18 protein-coding genes are annotated in these 14,766 nt (G+C 72.6%); 4 read left to right on the plus strand and 14 right to left on the minus strand.

Annotated features, from left to right (window positions below; genetic code table 11):
- Nucleotides 1-2: 2 nt before the first annotated feature.
- The 14 genes from KZC57_RS13650 to KZC57_RS13715 form a co-directional block, all read right to left on the minus strand.
- Complete coding sequence (locus KZC57_RS13650) at nucleotides 3-1,388, minus strand: flagellar hook-length control protein FliK (protein WP_247641977.1); 1,386 nt, start codon at nucleotides 1,386-1,388, stop codon at nucleotides 3-5.
- The gene (locus KZC57_RS13655; RefSeq protein WP_247641978.1) at nucleotides 1,385-1,807 is read right to left on the minus strand and encodes a hypothetical protein; all 423 of its coding nucleotides are present in this window, start codon (nucleotides 1,805-1,807) and stop codon (nucleotides 1,385-1,387) included. The genes KZC57_RS13650 and KZC57_RS13655 overlap by 4 nt, the downstream gene beginning before the upstream one ends.
- Nucleotides 1,804-3,096, minus strand: coding sequence for a FliI/YscN family ATPase (locus tag KZC57_RS13660; RefSeq protein WP_247641979.1), 1,293 nt, complete (start codon nucleotides 3,094-3,096; stop codon nucleotides 1,804-1,806). Before KZC57_RS13660 ends, KZC57_RS13655 begins: the two co-directional genes overlap by 4 nt.
- Entirely contained in the window at nucleotides 3,093-3,701 is a 609-nt protein-coding gene (locus KZC57_RS13665; RefSeq protein WP_247641980.1) for a FliH/SctL family protein, read from the minus strand. The genes KZC57_RS13660 and KZC57_RS13665 overlap by 4 nt, the downstream gene beginning before the upstream one ends.
- On the minus strand, nucleotides 3,691-4,695 hold the full coding sequence (gene fliG / locus KZC57_RS13670) for a flagellar motor switch protein FliG (RefSeq protein WP_060923209.1): 1,005 nt from the start codon (nucleotides 4,693-4,695) through the stop codon (nucleotides 3,691-3,693). The genes KZC57_RS13665 and fliG overlap by 11 nt, the downstream gene beginning before the upstream one ends.
- Nucleotides 4,692-6,314: a flagellar basal-body MS-ring/collar protein FliF gene (fliF, locus tag KZC57_RS13675; RefSeq protein WP_105949349.1), complete on the minus strand. Its 1,623-nt coding sequence runs from the start codon at nucleotides 6,312-6,314 to the stop codon at nucleotides 4,692-4,694. The genes fliG and fliF overlap by 4 nt, the downstream gene beginning before the upstream one ends.
- Nucleotides 6,314-6,574 (minus strand): flagellar hook-basal body complex protein FliE, encoded by a 261-nt coding sequence (gene fliE / locus KZC57_RS13680; RefSeq protein WP_060923210.1) that lies wholly within the window; start codon nucleotides 6,572-6,574, stop codon nucleotides 6,314-6,316. The genes fliF and fliE overlap by 1 nt, the downstream gene beginning before the upstream one ends.
- A gap of 41 nt (nucleotides 6,575-6,615) precedes the next feature.
- Nucleotides 6,616-7,011: a flagellar basal body rod protein FlgC gene (locus tag KZC57_RS13685; RefSeq protein ID WP_060923207.1), complete on the minus strand. Its 396-nt coding sequence runs from the start codon at nucleotides 7,009-7,011 to the stop codon at nucleotides 6,616-6,618.
- Nucleotides 7,008-7,349: a flagellar basal body rod protein FlgB gene (gene flgB / locus KZC57_RS13690; protein WP_060923206.1), complete on the minus strand. Its 342-nt coding sequence runs from the start codon at nucleotides 7,347-7,349 to the stop codon at nucleotides 7,008-7,010. The genes KZC57_RS13685 and flgB overlap by 4 nt, the downstream gene beginning before the upstream one ends.
- Before the next feature lie 112 nt (nucleotides 7,350-7,461).
- Nucleotides 7,462-7,758 carry a hypothetical protein gene (locus tag KZC57_RS13695; protein ID WP_247641981.1) on the minus strand — a complete coding sequence of 99 codons (297 nt, stop codon included), beginning with the start codon at nucleotides 7,756-7,758 and terminating at the stop codon, nucleotides 7,462-7,464.
- The gene (gene fliS / locus KZC57_RS13700; protein WP_060923204.1) at nucleotides 7,755-8,141 is read right to left on the minus strand and encodes a flagellar export chaperone FliS; all 387 of its coding nucleotides are present in this window, start codon (nucleotides 8,139-8,141) and stop codon (nucleotides 7,755-7,757) included. Before fliS ends, KZC57_RS13695 begins: the two co-directional genes overlap by 4 nt.
- 2 nt (nucleotides 8,142-8,143) lie before the next feature.
- Nucleotides 8,144-9,532 carry a flagellar filament capping protein FliD gene (fliD, locus tag KZC57_RS13705; protein ID WP_105949351.1) on the minus strand — a complete coding sequence of 463 codons (1,389 nt, stop codon included), beginning with the start codon at nucleotides 9,530-9,532 and terminating at the stop codon, nucleotides 8,144-8,146.
- 88 nt (nucleotides 9,533-9,620) lie between these two features.
- Nucleotides 9,621-10,451: a flagellin gene (locus KZC57_RS13710; protein ID WP_060923202.1), complete on the minus strand. Its 831-nt coding sequence runs from the start codon at nucleotides 10,449-10,451 to the stop codon at nucleotides 9,621-9,623.
- An 81-nt stretch (nucleotides 10,452-10,532) separates the two neighbouring features.
- Nucleotides 10,533-11,336 (minus strand): sigma-70 family RNA polymerase sigma factor, encoded by an 804-nt coding sequence (locus tag KZC57_RS13715; RefSeq protein ID WP_060923201.1) that lies wholly within the window; start codon nucleotides 11,334-11,336, stop codon nucleotides 10,533-10,535.
- Between the two features lie 218 nt (nucleotides 11,337-11,554).
- Here KZC57_RS13715 and flgN point away from each other — a divergent pair, with 218 nt between their 5' ends.
- From flgN to KZC57_RS13735, 4 genes are read left to right on the plus strand one after another with little or no spacing between them, the layout of a single operon-like run.
- Nucleotides 11,555-12,037: a flagellar export chaperone FlgN gene (gene flgN, locus KZC57_RS13720; RefSeq protein ID WP_025104341.1), complete on the plus strand. Its 483-nt coding sequence runs from the start codon at nucleotides 11,555-11,557 to the stop codon at nucleotides 12,035-12,037.
- Nucleotides 12,038-12,050: 13 nt separating this feature from the next.
- Nucleotides 12,051-13,460, plus strand: a complete 1,410-nt coding sequence (flgK, locus tag KZC57_RS13725) for a flagellar hook-associated protein FlgK (RefSeq protein WP_217583962.1) — start codon at nucleotides 12,051-12,053, stop codon at nucleotides 13,458-13,460.
- Nucleotides 13,461-13,485: 25 nt separating this feature from the next.
- Nucleotides 13,486-14,355 carry a flagellar hook-associated protein FlgL gene (gene flgL, locus KZC57_RS13730; RefSeq protein ID WP_306304914.1) on the plus strand — a complete coding sequence of 290 codons (870 nt, stop codon included), beginning with the start codon at nucleotides 13,486-13,488 and terminating at the stop codon, nucleotides 14,353-14,355.
- Complete coding sequence (locus tag KZC57_RS13735; protein WP_217583960.1) at nucleotides 14,352-14,723, plus strand: flagellar assembly protein FliW; 372 nt, start codon at nucleotides 14,352-14,354, stop codon at nucleotides 14,721-14,723. The genes flgL and KZC57_RS13735 overlap by 4 nt, the downstream gene beginning before the upstream one ends.
- The last annotated feature ends 43 nt before the right edge of the window (nucleotides 14,724-14,766 follow it).

Genomic DNA, 14,766 nt, shown 5'->3' on the forward strand with positions numbered 1-14,766 from the left:
GGTCAGGCGTAGACGTCGATGCCGCCGGTGGGCGCGGCGGGCGGTGCGGGCGGGGGCGGGGATGCGGCCTGCGCCGAGGTCGGGGCACGTGGGACGGGCTGCGGGCGCGGGGTGTCCTGGTCACCGTTCCCGGTCTGGCCGTGCGTCGTCGCGCCGTGCTGAGGCGAGGAGGACGAGCCGTCCCCGGTGCTGAGGCTGAGGGTGGCGTGCGGCGCGGCGACCGCGAGGTCCCGGCGGAGATCGACGAGGAGAGCGCGGAGGGCGTCCCTGCCGATCTCGCTCGGGGCCTGCAGCTCGATGCGGAGGGTGGAGCCGGCGATGTGGGCCCGCACGGTGACGGGACCGAGGTTCTCCGGCGAGACGGTGAGCGTGATCCGGTGGTCGCCGTCGGGGGCTTGGGCCAAGGACAGCACCGGGGCCGCCACCTGGGGGAGCAGGGCCGGGCGGACCGGCGCGGGGACGGTGCTCGGCGGCGCGACGGGGGCGGTGGCCGTGGCGGCGACCGGGCTCGGCGTGGTGGCGGACCCGGCCGCGACCGGGTCGATGCTCGTCGGGCCCGCCGGCGCGGCGGTGACCGGCGCGGGGGCCGAGGGTGTCGGGGGCTGGGAGGAGGTCTCGGGGACGGTCGTGGCCTCGGTCGGGGGCTCGAGCGTGGCCGTCGCTCCGTCCGGCGCCGGACCGGCGAGGCGGGACATCCGGCCTTCCGACCCCGTGCTCGTCCCGCCGTCGGCGCCGGCGCGCGCACCCGCCGCTGCGTCGACGGACGAGGCGGGCGGGGACGGCACGACCGCTTCGATCGTCGGAGGCGCTGTCGTCGGAGCCGACGACGGGAGAGCGGCTGCCGACCGGACCGCTCCGGCCTCGATCGGTGCGGCGTCCGGCGCCCTGCCGGCCGCCGCGGGCACCGCATCCGCACGAGGAGACGTCGCCGCAGGGGCGGCCGCGTCGATGGCGGGCAGGGTGGGCGCGTTGCTGGCGGGCAGTGCGAGCGCGTCGATGCCGGGGCCGGCCGGACCCGCGGGAGACGGAGGAGCCGGGGCGTCCTCTCCGTGCGGCGGCGTCGGGACCGCGGTCGAGTCGGCATCCGACGGAGCGACAGGCAGCACCGCTGGCGGAGCGATCGCGGACCCGGAGGACGACGGGGCGGGGAGCGGAGGCGGCGTGGCGACGGCACCGCCGGCGGGAACGGCTGCCGTGGTGCCGTCGCTGCCGGTGGCGGCGTCGGCCGCGGTCCCCTCGGGCGACTCGGGGCCGGCCGGCTCCGTCTCCCGCGCGGCATCACGCACGGCATCGGCGAACGTGGCGGCTCCGGGGGCGCCGCGGGGCACCGGGGCTGTGGGGCGCACGGGGCGCACGTCCAGAGCCGCGAGGAGGTCGAGGGCGGTCATGCCGGGTTCTCCGTCCGCGATCGGGAGGCGATCTCGTCCAGTTCCGCCTGCTCTGCGCGCAGGTCTGCCGTCCGCACTGCTTCCGCGTGGTCGTCGGCGAGCCGTTCGAGTCCGCGGAGAGTGCGCCGGGCGTCGGCGTGCGCGGACCGCGCCTCGGCGACCGTCTCCCGTTGGAGGTCGGCGAGCGCCGTGAGATCGGCGAGCAGGGCGCGACCGGAGACGCGGGCTGCGGCGAGCGCGGCGAGCGCACGCACGTCCACGGCCTCCGTATCGGTGCCGGCCAGATGTGCGCGCAGGACCCGGTCCCTGGCTTCGGTGTGCTGCGCGTCGATGACCGCGCGCGACAGGCGCTGCGCCGCCGCGCGTTCCTGGATCTCCCGCACCCGCAGGAGACCGGCGAGGGAGAACCCTCTGCTCATGACACCCCCTCGAAGGCGGAGACCAGGCTTTCCAGCCGCATCCAGGACTCCTCGATCGGACTCGTCTCGTCGAGCGGCTGGGTGAGGAACGCCGAGATGACGCGCTCGTGCGCGATCGCCGCGTCGATGCGGGCGTCGGCACCGGCGTGGTAGGCGCCGATGTCGATGAGATCGTTCGCCCGGCGTCGCGCCGCGAGCACCGCACGGAGGGTGGCGGCGTGGTCGCGGCGCTCCCGGCTCGTGACCTTGCCGGCCACGCGGGAGACGGATCCGAGGACGTCGATCGCGGGGTGATGACCGGCGAGCGCGAGGGTGCGATCCAGCACGACGTGGCCGTCGAGGATCGAGCGGACCGTGTCGGCGATGGGCTCGTTGTGGTCGTCGCCGTCGACGAGCACGGTGTAGATGCCGGTGATGGAGCCGGTGCGGTCGGTGCCGGCGCGCTCCAGCAGCCCGGCGAGGAGGGAGAAGGTGGAGGGCGGGTAGCCGCGGGTGGCCGGCGGCTCGCCCGCGGAGAGCCCGATCTCGCGCTGGGCCATGGCGACCCTGGTCAGCGAGTCCATCATGAGGATGGCGTGTGCGCCCTCGTCACGGAAGGCCTCCGCGATGCGGGTGGCGGTGAAGGCGGCGCGGATGCGGGCCATCGCCGGTTGATCCGAGGTGGAGACGACGACGACGGAGCGCGCGAGTCCCTCCGGGCCCAGGTCGTCCTCGATGAACTCGCGCACCTCGCGGCCGCGCTCGCCGACGAGGGCGATGACGGTGACCTCGGCTTCGGTGCCGCGGGCGATCATCGACAGCAGCGACGACTTCCCGACCCCGGATCCCGCGAACAGGCCGACGCGCTGTCCCCGGCCGACGCTGACCAGCGTGTCGAGCGCACGCACGCCGAGGGGGAGCGGGGTGTCGATGCGGTCGCGCTCCATGATCGAAGGCGTGTCGTGGTCCAGGCTCACGTGCGGCGCTGCGAGGGGGCCCTTGCCGTCGATGGGGCGTCCGAGGCCGTCCAGGACCCGGCCGAGCAACGCGGATCCGGTGGGAACCCGAACCGGGCCGCCACGCCCTCGAACCGGGGCGCCGACGGTGAGCCCGGCGACCGGGGCGAGGGGCATGCACCGCAGGCCGTCCTCGCCCGTGGCCACGACCTCGGCGTCGATGCCGTCGAGTGTCAGCACGTCCCCGACGGCGCCGTCGAGGCCCCGGACCTGCACGCTGAGACCGCGCACCTGCGAGACCTCGCCGATCCGTTCCGGACGCGCCGCCTCGAGCACGGCGGCCCAGGAGCTCACGGCGCGCCTTCCAGGACAGCGCGGCGCGCGCGGGCGAGGGCCGTCCCGACCCTGGCGTCGATCAGGCCGTGCTCCAGCTCGGCCACGGCGTCGCCGCGGGCGAGGGTGTCGTCGGCCACCAGTGCCATCTCGGAGATGCCCTCTCCTGCCTCCTCGGCGAGGATGCGGAGGTCTTCCGGGTGCACGCGGAGACGCCGTACGGCGGCTGCATCGGTCGCGCTCAGGGCGCGGCGAGCCGCGGCGGACGCAGACGATCCTGCGTCGCCCAGTTCGGCCGCGAGGATGAGCTCCGCGAGGTCGATCGCGTGCGAGAGCACCTGCGCGGTCGCGGCGGACTCCAGCGCGGTCTCTCGGGCGGTCAGGGACCGGGCCGCGGCGTGCAGCGCGGCGACGGCGGCCGAGACGTCCTCGGCCCGGATGCGCTCCCGCTCCGCCTGCGCGGCCTCGGCCTCTCGTCGAGCAGCTTCGGCATCGGCCACCCCCGCCCGGAAGCCGACGGCGTGCCCCTCCGCGTACCCGCGGCGGCGCGCACGCTCCTGCTCGGCCCGGTGGTCGGATCCGCCGAGTCGCGGGAACGCGGCGGGCGCGAACGCGTCAGTAGACATATTCGTCCTCGTCGGCCCGCTGCACGGTGATGTCTCCCGCGGCCTCCAGCGCACGGATCGTCCGGACGATCTCGGCGCGCGCCTCCTCGACCTGAGAGACGCGCACAGGGCCCAGCGTCCTGGCCTCCTCGTCGAGGTTCTCGCGGTTGCGCTCGGACACGTTGCGGCGGATGAGGTCGACGATGGGCTGCTGTGCGCCCTTGAGAGCCAGGGCCAGCGAGCGGATGTCCATGCCCCGCAGCACGCGTTGGGTGTCGCGGTCGTCGAGCTTGACGATGTCGGCGAAGGTGAACATGCGCGACCGGATGTCCTCCGCGAGGGCACTGTCGCGGTCCTCGATGCTGGCGAGCAGCGCCTTCTCGATCGTCGCACCGGAGCGCCCGATGATCTCCACGAGCGGCTCGACTCCGCCGAGCACCTCGGGGCTGTCCCGCGAGGCGAGGCTGCCGGTGCGGGCCTTGAGGGCATCGGCGACGATCGTGATGGCCTCCTGCGAGGCGGTGCCCATGGTGGCGATGGCCTGGGCCACGTCGGTCCTGGCCGGATCGGGCAGCGCGGCGAGGACCGCGGCGGCCTGATCGGCGGGGAGATGGGCGAGCACGAGGGCGACGGTCTGCGGCAGCTCGCCGTCGAGGAGCGTGGCGAGATGGGCGGCATCGGCGGAGGCGAGGAAGTCGAAGGACGCGCTCATCGAGGTCGAGCCGACCCGGCCGAGCACGGCCGCCGCCCGCTCGGAGCCGAACGACGCCTCCAACAGGCCCGCGGCGATGTCGCGTCCGCCGCGCGCCGGCGGGAGGTGCCCGGCGGCGATGCGATGGAACTGCCCGAGTGCCTGCACCGTCGTCTCCGCGTCGAGATCCTGCAGTCCGATGATCTCGGCGGCGACGGCCTCGGCCTCCGCTTCGGAGAGGTGCTTCATGACCTCGACGGCCTGTGCGCGGTCGAGGTTCATCAGGACGATCGCGGCCGTCTGCCGATCGGTCAGTCCGCTCATACCCGCGACCTGTCGTCGATGAGGGTGCGCAGCAGCTCCGCGGTGCGCTGCGGATCCTGACGGGTGAGGGCGGCGATCTCGGCGCGGCGGCGCTCCAGGCTGATCTGCGCGGGTTCGGGGTCCGGCTCGGGGTCGAGGTCGGGGACCGGCTCGAGGAAGGCGAGCGGTGTGGTCGGCGCCTCCAGCACGGCCGTCGGCGCGTCGGCCGAGAGCGCGGACAACTCGGCGGGGCGGTCGCCGAAGAGCTGGTCGAACTCCTCCACACCGCGTGCCTTCCGCCGCGAACGGACGATGAGGGCGGCGATCGCGGCGATGAGGGGGATGGCGATGGCGGCGGCGATGATGACGGTGTTCAGGAGCGCGGCCTGACGGGCGCCCTCTTCGGCCTCCTTCGCCGCCTGCAGCGCGGCCTGGGCGGCCTCGGCATCCGTCTGGCTGAAGGCGACGAGTTCGACGGCGAGCTCGTCGCCGCGGGTGCGGTCGATGCCGGCCGCGGTGGCGACGAGATCGCTGAGCTGGGCGGAGCTGAGGTCTCCGCCCGCGCCGGCGTCCACGGCGACCGACACCGACTGCCGCAGCAGGTTTCCGGCGGGGGTGGAGGTGCTCTCGGTGGCCTTGTTGACGGCGTTGGTGCGCGTCTCCTCCGTGTTCGTGTAGGTGCCGTCGCCGTTCCCGTTCGGAACCGCGATGTTGTCCGGACCGAGCACGCCTGCCTCCGAGGTGGAGCCGTTGCTGTTCTGCTCGCGGACCTCTTCGGTGAGCGGGGGTGTGCCCTCGGCCGGGGTGTAGGTCTCCTCGACGCGTTCGTTCACGGAGCGGTCGATCTCGGCGACCACGGTCACGGTCGCGTTCCCCGGGCCGACGACGGTGTCCAGCATCTGCTGCACGCTCGCGGCCACACGGGCCTCGTAGTCGCTCGCCTGCTGGTCGAGGCCGCCGGTGGCTCCGCCACCCACGGTCGACAGCGTGCGTCCGGTCTGGTCGACGACGGCCACGTTCTCCGGCTTCATGCCGCTGACCGCAGCCGAGGTGAGGTGCACGATCGCCTCGACCTGCTTCTGGTCGAGCGTCGTGCGACCGGCGGTCTCCACGAACACGGAGGCGGTCGCGTCGACCGTCTCCGACACGAACACGCTCTCCTCGGGGATCGCGAGCTGCACGGACGCCGCGGAGACGCCGTCGATGGCCGAGATCGTGGCGGCCAGCTCGCCCTCGATCGCGCGCTTGTAGGTGACCGACTGCTGGAACTCGCTCGTGGTGACGCCCATGTCGTCGAGCAGCGAGTATCCGGCGGATCCGGCGCTCGGCAGCCCGGCGGAGGCGGCGGCGAGCCGCTGGTCGTAGACGTCCTTCTCGGGGACGAGCACGGTGGCGCCGCCGTCGGCGAGCTCGTAGGGAACGGAGGCGGAGCGTAGCTGCTCCACGACGGCGTTCGCGTCGGAGGCGTTCAGGCCGGAGAACAGCGGCGTGTAGGTGGGGCGGCTGAGCCAGCTGGACAGGGCGATGATGCCGAGCGCGAGCACGGCGATGCCGATGATGGCGATGGTCCGCTGCGCGAGCGAGAATCCGGCGATCATCCGCCGCATCCGCTGGAACGCCCCGGTCACTGCCGGGGGCATCAGGCCTGCATCCGCATGATCTCGTTGAACGCGTCGACGCCCTTGTTGCGGACGGCGGCGACGAGCTCGAGGGTGACGGCAGCGCGCGAGGAGGCGATCATCGCGGCGTGGATGTCGTCGAGGTCGCCGGTCACGGCGGCGACCTTCAGGGCGTCGGACTCGGACTGCAGCGAGCGCAGCTCGTCGATCGCCCCGGTGACACTGTTCGCGAAGGCCGCGTCGTCGCCGGTCTTGGCGCCCGTCACGGGCGAAGTGGTCATGCCGAGGGACGAGGCGACGGCCTCGATGCCGGCCACGGCGCTCACGAGTTCCGTCCGATCTGCAGCGCCGCCTCGTAGGAGTTGCGGGCACGGTCCACGATCGCCGCGCTCGCCTGGTATCCGCGCTGCGCGAGGATCAGCTGGCTCATCTGGTCTCCCAGGTCGATGTCGGGGTAGCGCACGTAGCCGTCGGCGTCGGCGAGCGGATGGTCGGGCTGGTGCACGAGCCGGCCCTCCGCGTCGCCCTGGACGGTGCCGGCGACGTAGACCCCGGGGGACTGGTCGCTGGTCTGCGCCAGGATGTAGCGCGCTCGGAACGCCGCGCCGTCGGTCGGTGTCGCGGTGTTGATGTTGGCGATGTTGTCGCTGATGGCGTCGAGCCACTTCCGGTGCACGGTCAGTCCCGTGCCGGCGATCCCGATGGCGTCGAAGGTCATGACGTCCTCATCGCGGTGCGCATCGAGGAGAACGACCCGTTCACGGCCTGCGTCGCGAACTGGTAGCGCAGCATGGTGTCGATGCTGGAGAGCGTCTCGGTGTCGAGGTTCACGTTGTTGCCGTTCAGCCGTGTCGGCTCGAGCGATGTCCCGACCGTGGCGGACACCTCCCCGTCGCCGGCGGCGATCGAGTCGGCGAGCGCGGCCTCGAACTGCACGCGCTTGGCGTGGTAGTCGGGGGTGTTGATGTTGGCGATGTTGTCGGCGATGGCTCGCTGGCGCAGCGAGAGGCCGTTCAGCGCACTCGTCAGTGCGGTGATGGTCACAGAGTCGAACACGAACCGGCTCCCCGTGTGTGGGCGAAGTGGCCGTTCCCTGGCCGAGTCTTGCGAGCGATCCGTGCTCTCGGGAGACTGTCGGCCGTCCGTGCGGATTCGTTAGAAGGGTCGCTCACCCGTCCACGTCGAGGTACGCGGGGGCATCAGGAGAGCGGGGCGCCGGCACCCGCCGGACGGCACCGAGGTGCTGCCGCAGCCCCTCGAGCTCCGAGCGGGCGCGCTCCATGGCGGCGTGCTGCCGGTCGATCACCGCGCGGGCGCGATCGGCCAGGTGCGGGGGGAGCGGGGAGGACGGCGGCGCCCAGGGGATGATGTCGTGCACCTCGACGGCTCCCGCCGGCGCGGCGAGGATCCGGTCGGCGTCCGTTTCGAGCCGGTCGAGCAGCGCGGCCCAGTCCTCGTCCGTCATGCGCGGCCCTCCACGACGGCCAGGGCGGCGGCGTGCCAGGCGTCGCGCAGCGGTACGACGAGTTCGCGGCAGGCGTGCGTGCGCTCCGGATCGCGGCCGATGTTGGCGCCGATCAGCGTCTGCGAGAGGAAGACGTACAGCGAGCGCAGCCCGGCGCTGCCGCTCCAGTCGTCGGTGAGGGACGACGACAGCTCGGCGACGATCGCCTGCGCGTGCTGGAGCTGGGTGTTGGCCTCGGTCCAGTCGGCAGCCCGCTGTGCCGTCTCGGCGCGTTCGATGTCGAGCAGGAGCCGGTCGTAGAGCATCGTGACCAGGCGCTCCGGCGAGGCGGACAGGATGGCGTCCTCGCGGTACCGCTGCTGGGCACGCAGAGCGGCGTTCATGCTCACGAGTCCGACCCGGAGCGGCTGCTCGGCAGCGCGTTGATCTGGGAGGCGAGGTACGACGACTGCGACTGCATCTGCGACAGCATGACCTCGAGGCGCGCGTACGTGCGCTCCAGCGACGCCTTGCGCTGCGCGAGGCGCACGTCCCAGCGCTCCATCTGCTCGCCGAGGCTCTTGACCTCGCTCTCCTGACCCGTGATCCGCGAGGTGAGCAGGCCGTCGTACTTGTCCGAGTAGGACGTCGCCGTCTGCTCCACGCGTGCCGCGACCGCGGAGAAGAGCGCGCCGACGGCCGCGGGGTCCTTCGCCAGTGCCTCGGAGAACTTCTCCTCGTCGAACGTGAGCTTGCCGTACATGTCGGTCGAGATGCCGATCGTGGAGGGCGAGACGCCGTCCACGGGGTGCTGCACGGCATCGGCGAGGGCCGTCCGCAGACCGCGGATGGTGCTGTCGCCGGTGAAGACGCCGAGGGTGGTCTTCTCGCCCTGTCCCGCGGCGACCGTCGCCTTCGAGCCGTTGTCGATGCGCGTGAAGATGTCGGTGAGGAGGGCGATGAACTCGCCGGAGGCCTTGGTCCTGGCCTCGCCGTCGACGGCGACGGTGACCGTGACGGGGGTCGTCGAGACGGTGGAGACCGTGACGTCGACGCCCTCGAAGAGATCGGTGAACGTGTTGCCGGACGAGGTGATGACCTGTTCGGCCGCGGTGCCGGCCCAGAGACGCAGCTGCGCATCCGTGCCCGTGGCGATGACGGCGGCGCCGGGCTCCGCGGACACGTCCGTGGCGGTGCCGGCGGCCACGGCGGCGAGGTCGCCCGCGTAGACGCGGAACCGCCCGGCCTCTCCGGACTCCTCGGCCCGGAGCTGCAGGCGGTAGACGGGGGTGCCGTCGGCATCCTTGCCGGCGGGGACGGCCGTGGCGAGCACACCGGTGTCGGCGTCGTTGATGGCCTGGGCGATGTCCTGCATCGACGTCGAGTCGGCCTGCACCTGGACGCGCTTCCCCGTGGAGTCCTCGAGCGTCAGGACGGGCGGGTCCGCGGGCCAGCGGGTCGCGGATGCGGAGACCACCGTGTGCGCCTGGGCGAGACGGTCGACGACGATGTCGGTCGACACGGGCGCCGCGCCGGTGCGCAGGGCGACTTTCACCGATTCCGACGACGCGCTGCCGGTGAAGCGGTCGAGACCACCGGGTGCTGCGGCCTTCTCGGCGGCGGCGGCGAGGTTCTGCACGGCCGTGTTGAGGGTGCGCAGCTGCGTCATGACGACGTTCTTGTCGTCGATCTTGGCCTTGAGCAGCGTGCGGGGGATGGCGTGCACGTCCATCAGGGCCTTGATGACCTCGGTGGTCTTGAGCCCCGACACGAGGCCGTCGAGCGAGAGCGACATGCGGCTTCCCTTCTGTGTGCGGCGGGGCCCGGGCGACGGCCGAAGCCGTCACCCGGACCCCCGGAGTGATTCCGTGCGGCGGCGCGGATCAGCGCAGCAGCTGGAGCACGCCCTGGTTGGCCTGGTTGGCCTGGGCCAGCATGGCCGTTCCCGCCTGCGACAGGATGTTCGCCGACGTGAACTTGACCATCTCGGACGCCATGTCGGTGTCGCGGATACGGCTCTCGGCGGCGGCGAGGTTCTCGGCCGACACGTTGAGGCTGTTGATGGTCGACTCGAAGCGGTTCTGCAGCGCACCGTAGCCGGCACGTGCGGTCGAGACCGCCTGGATCTGCGTGTCGATGCCCGCCAGAGCCGCACCGTACGATGCCGCGTCGGTCATCGTGGCCGCGAGCGTCTTGATGTCGGCGCCGAGGGTGTCGAAATCGGTCAGGGCGACCGAGATCTGGTCATCGGCGGCGACCGAGCCCGCACCGACCTGGAACGTCAGCGTCGCGCCGCCCGAGAGCAGCTTGATGCCGTTGAAGTTCGTGCTGTCGGCGACCCGGGTGAGCTCGTCACCGAGGGTGTTGATCTCCTTCTGGATCGCCTCGCGCGACTTCGCGTTGTTCGAGTCGTTCGCGCCCTGAGCGGTCAGGTCGCGAACGCGCTGCAGGATGGAGTGCACCTCGGTCAGGGCGCCTTCTGCGGTCTGGATGACCGAGATGCCGTCCTGGGCGTTGCGGGCCGCGACGTTCAGGCCGTTGACCTGCGAACGCAGGCCCTCGGAGATCGCGAGGCCGGCGGCGTCGTCCGCGGCGCGGTTGATGCGCAGACCGCTCGAGAGCTTCTCGAGCGACTTCGACAGGTCGTTCTGCGTGTTGGACAGGTTGCGGTAGGCGTTGAGCGCGCCCACGTTGGTGTTGATCTGCATACCCATGAGGGTTTCCTCCGTGATGTGTTGTGCAGGAGACCATCCGTGGTCTCCTGCCCTCACCTATCGGCGGAGGATGCGGACGCGTTAGGCGGGGGCGGCGGCGCGGAAGACGTCGCCGATCCGGACGCCGGCGGCCTCGGCGATGCGGCCGAAGTACGCATCCCGCGCGGCGGGCGACACCCGGGTGGTGGTCGTGGTCTCCGTGCCGCCCTCGGCGAAGTAGCGGTCGAGGGCGTCGCGGAGCAGGCGCACCGCCTCCGCCCGCTGCTGCGAGACGGCGGAGTGGGTGACGCCGAGTTCCTCGGCGATCTCCTTGACGGGGCGCTCCTCGACGTAGACGGCAACGACGATGCGCCGCATGCGCTCGGGGAGAGCGGTGATGGCGTGTTCGAGCACCTCTCGTCGCTCGCCGACCAGCGCGGACTCCTCGGGGAGAGGGATGTCGGCGACGAGGTCCCGGGTGGCGGGGTCGTCGAGCGGGGCGACCGTGCGTGCAGCGTCGGCGAGGGCCTCCACGACCGCCTCCTTGGGGGAGCCCATGGCGGTGGCGATCTCGGTGGCGGTCGCCGTGCGACCGAGGGCGGCGGTGAGGGTGTCGCGGACGGCGACGGTCTCCTTGATGCGCTTGCGGATGCCGCGGGACGCCCAGTCCATGGCGCGCATCTCGTCGGCGAACGCGCCGAGGATGCGGCGGCGGGCGTACGCGCCGAACGGGACGCCGAGCGCGGGGTCGTAGGCGTCGGCGGCGGTCACGAGGGCGAGCGCGCCGACGGCGGCGAGCTCTTCGCGGGGGATATGGGTAGCCCGAGCATGGGTGTCTGCAGCGAGGTAGCCGACCAGGGGGAGGTTGGCCTCGACGAGGCGGTTGCGCTCAGCGCGCGACGACATGGGGGATGATCCACCTCTCTGGATGCACTCCGGAAGCTCCATGGCGAGGGGTAGATGGTCATATCACAAGGTCCGGGATATGTCCATGGGGAGCACTAACCGCCGCCAGTCCACATAGTAACCTTAGGGGCGCGGCGGCCGATAGAGATTTATGAACCGTTAACAAGCGGGCCGATCGCACCTGCGTGGGGCGGGGGATCGCTGGGGACAAGGGGATCATGGGAGCCAACGAACTATCGATGCAGCTCTGGCGCGAGCGCGAGCTGCTCGAGATGCTGCTTTTCAAGCTCGACGAGCAACAGCTGCTGCTCGCCGCCGGCCGGTCGCACTGGATCCAGTTCGCGGCCAGGGAGATCGATCAGGTGCTCGACCGCCTGCGCGCCGCGAGCCTGGCCAGGGCCGTCGAGGTCGCCGGTGTCGCCGAGGAGTGGGGGGCTCCGCAGGACGCGACGATCGGCCAGCTCATCGAGCACGCTCCGGACGGGGCCTGGGGCGACGTCTTCACCGACCACATGCGCGCGCTGGTGAAGCTGACGGCGGAGGTCGAGCAGATGCGCGACGCCGCCGCGGAACAGCTCAGCGGGGTGCTTCGCGCCACCCAGGAGACGATCGCCGCTCTCGGCCAGGAGAGCGGCGAATACACCACCCGCGGCGACCGCGCCCGCGAGGACGCCGCCCGCATCATCGACACCGAGATGTGACCGAGAGGGATTCATGTCGACCTTCAGTGGACTGACCACCGCCGCCAGCGGCCTCGCCGCCGCGCGGCGGGGCATGGATGTGGTGGGGCAGAACATCGCCAACCAGAAGACCGAGGGGTACACGCGGCAGCGCGTCGAGACCTCCTCCATCGCCGCCGTCGCGCAGACGGGGCGCTTCAGCATGGGCGCGCTCCCCGGACACGGCGTCTCCATCGACGGGGTGTCCCGCCTCGGCGACGCCTTGCTGGACGCCCGGGTCCGCGACACCCTCGGCGCCTCCGGCTACTGGGCCACGCGCGCGCTCGCCGCGACGACCGCCGAGTCGGCGCTCGCGGAGCCGACGGACAAGGGGCTCGCCAACCGGCTGACGAACTTCTGGGCCGGCTGGCAGGACCTCGCCAACACCCCGGACTCCGGTGCCGCGGCCGCGAGCATCCTGGAGTCGGCGAAGGAGCTCGCCGCCCACATCTCCGGCGGCTATCGCACGGTCGCCGCGCAGTGGACGGCCGCCCGGGGGACCGCCGAGCGCACCGTCAGCCAGGTCAACGCCGCGGCCGACCAGATCGCGGTGCTGAACGGCGAGATCCGCGAGGCTCTGGCCTCGGGGCGTTCGGCCAACGAGCTCACCGACCGCCGCAACCTGCTCGCGGAGGACGTGGCCCGGCTCGCCGGCGCGACGGCGACGCTGGAGACGGACGGCACGCTCACGGTGCGCCTCGGCGGCAACGCCCTGGTCGCCGGCGGCGACGCCCGTCACCTCGCGCTGACCGGCTCGGCGACGATCGACGGTGCTCCGCGCGTCGGGGTCGCCTGGGAGTCGGTGCCGGATCTGCCCCTCGTCGTCGACGGCGGAGAGCTCGGCGGCTCGCTCGCGGTGCTCGCCCCCGCGGCGGACGGCGGGATGCTGGCACAGCTCGCCGCCACCTACGACCGGGTGGCGACGGCGCTCGCGGAGTCGCTCAACGCGCAGCACCGCGCCGGTGTGACGGCATCCGGACAGCCGGGTGGCGACTTCTTCACCCTCCCGGCGACCGGCTCCGCCGCGCTCGGGCTGCAGGTGGCCGTCACCACGGCGGCCGAGCTCGCTCTCGCCGCGCCCGGAGCCGGCTCCAAGGACGCGACCAACGCCGACCTCATCTCTCAGATCGGGCAACGCGCGACCTCTCCGGATGCGCTGTGGACCGACCAGGTGACCCGCTTCGGCGTGGCCACCGCGGCCGACGTGCAGCGCGCGAAGGTCTCGGATGCGGCGGCGGTCGGCGCCGTCGGCGCGCAGCAGTCCGTCGCGGCCGTGGACGGCGACGAGGAGACGATCAGCCTCCTCACCTACCAGACCGCCTATCAGGCAGCGGCCCGCGTGCTCACCGCCGTCGACGAGGCCCTCGACGTCCTCATCAACCGCACGGGCGTCGTCGGACGCTGATCGGAGAAGCTCCATGATCTCTCGCGTGACCCAGACCACCATGACGCAGACGGCGATGCGTCAGCTGCAGTCCAATCTCTCCGAGCTCGCCCGGCTGCAGGAGCAGGCGACGTCGCAGAAGGCGTTCGCCGCGCCCTCGGACGATCCGGCCGCCGCCGCCGCCGCCCTCGCCCTGCACGCCGAGCAGCGACGCACCGAGCAGTACGCGCGCAACATCGACGACGGCCTGGCGTGGGTGACCGCGGCCGACACGGCGATCACCTCCAGCACCTCCCTGCTCTCGCGGGTGCGGGACCTCACCGCGCAGGGAGCGAACGACGGGGCGCTGGACGCCGCGGCGAAGGAGGCCCTCGCGGTGGAGCTGGAGGGCATCCGCGACGAGCTGCTCTCGCAGGCGAACACCCGGCTGCTCGGGCGGTCCGTGTTCGCCGGTACCTCGGACACGGCGGCCTTCGCCGCCGACTACTCGTACAGCGGTGTCGCCGGCTCCGAGGTCACGCGCCGCGTGTCCGATGCGGCGGCCGTCCGCGTCGACACCGACGGGGCGGCGGTGTTCGGCACGGGCGACGACTCGGTGTTCGCCCTCGTCGACCGCATCGTCGCCGACCTCCGATCCGGCACCAACGTCGGGCCACGGCTCGCGGAGATCGACGACCGCCGCACGGCGATGCTGGGCGTGCAGGGCGCGGTCGGCACCAGACAGGCCCAGATCGAACGCGCCAAGGAGGCGGCAGTGCAGAATTCCGTGTCCCTCGAGTCCCGCCGCGCCGCGGTCGAGGACGTCGACTCGGTCGAGGTGCTCATCCGCCTGCAGGCGCAGGAGCTCGTGTACCGCTCGGCGCTCGCGGTGAACGCGCGCGTGCTGCAGCCGTCGCTGATGGACTTCCTGCGATGACCGCCGCGCTCACCTTCACGGCCCCGCCGCCCGGCCTGGCTCCGCACGTGGACTTCGCCCTCGTGCCCGTCGAGGGCGCGGACGGGCTCTTCGCGATGCGGGCGGTCGAGGACGAGGCCCTGCGGCTCTACCTGGTCGACCCGAACACCGTCCTCACGGAGTATGCGCCGATCCTCACGGACGCGCAGGTCGCCGACCTCGCGCTCTCCTCGGCGGACGACGCCTTCGTGCTCGTGGTCGCCCACCCCGCCGCCGAGGGTGTCAGCGTCAACCTGCTGGCGCCGGTCGTCGTGAACCGGGCGACGGGAGCGGCGACGCAGGTCATCCTCGAAGGCCAGGACTACCCCGTGCGGGCGCCGCTGGGCTGACCCGTGCGGGGCCGGGGCGCCGGCCGTGACGGGCGGGGTGACG

The sequence above is a fragment of the Microbacterium sp. KSW4-4 genome, assembly GCF_023091185.1.
GTDB classification, from domain to species: Bacteria; Actinomycetota; Actinomycetes; order Actinomycetales; family Microbacteriaceae; genus Microbacterium; species Microbacterium paraoxydans.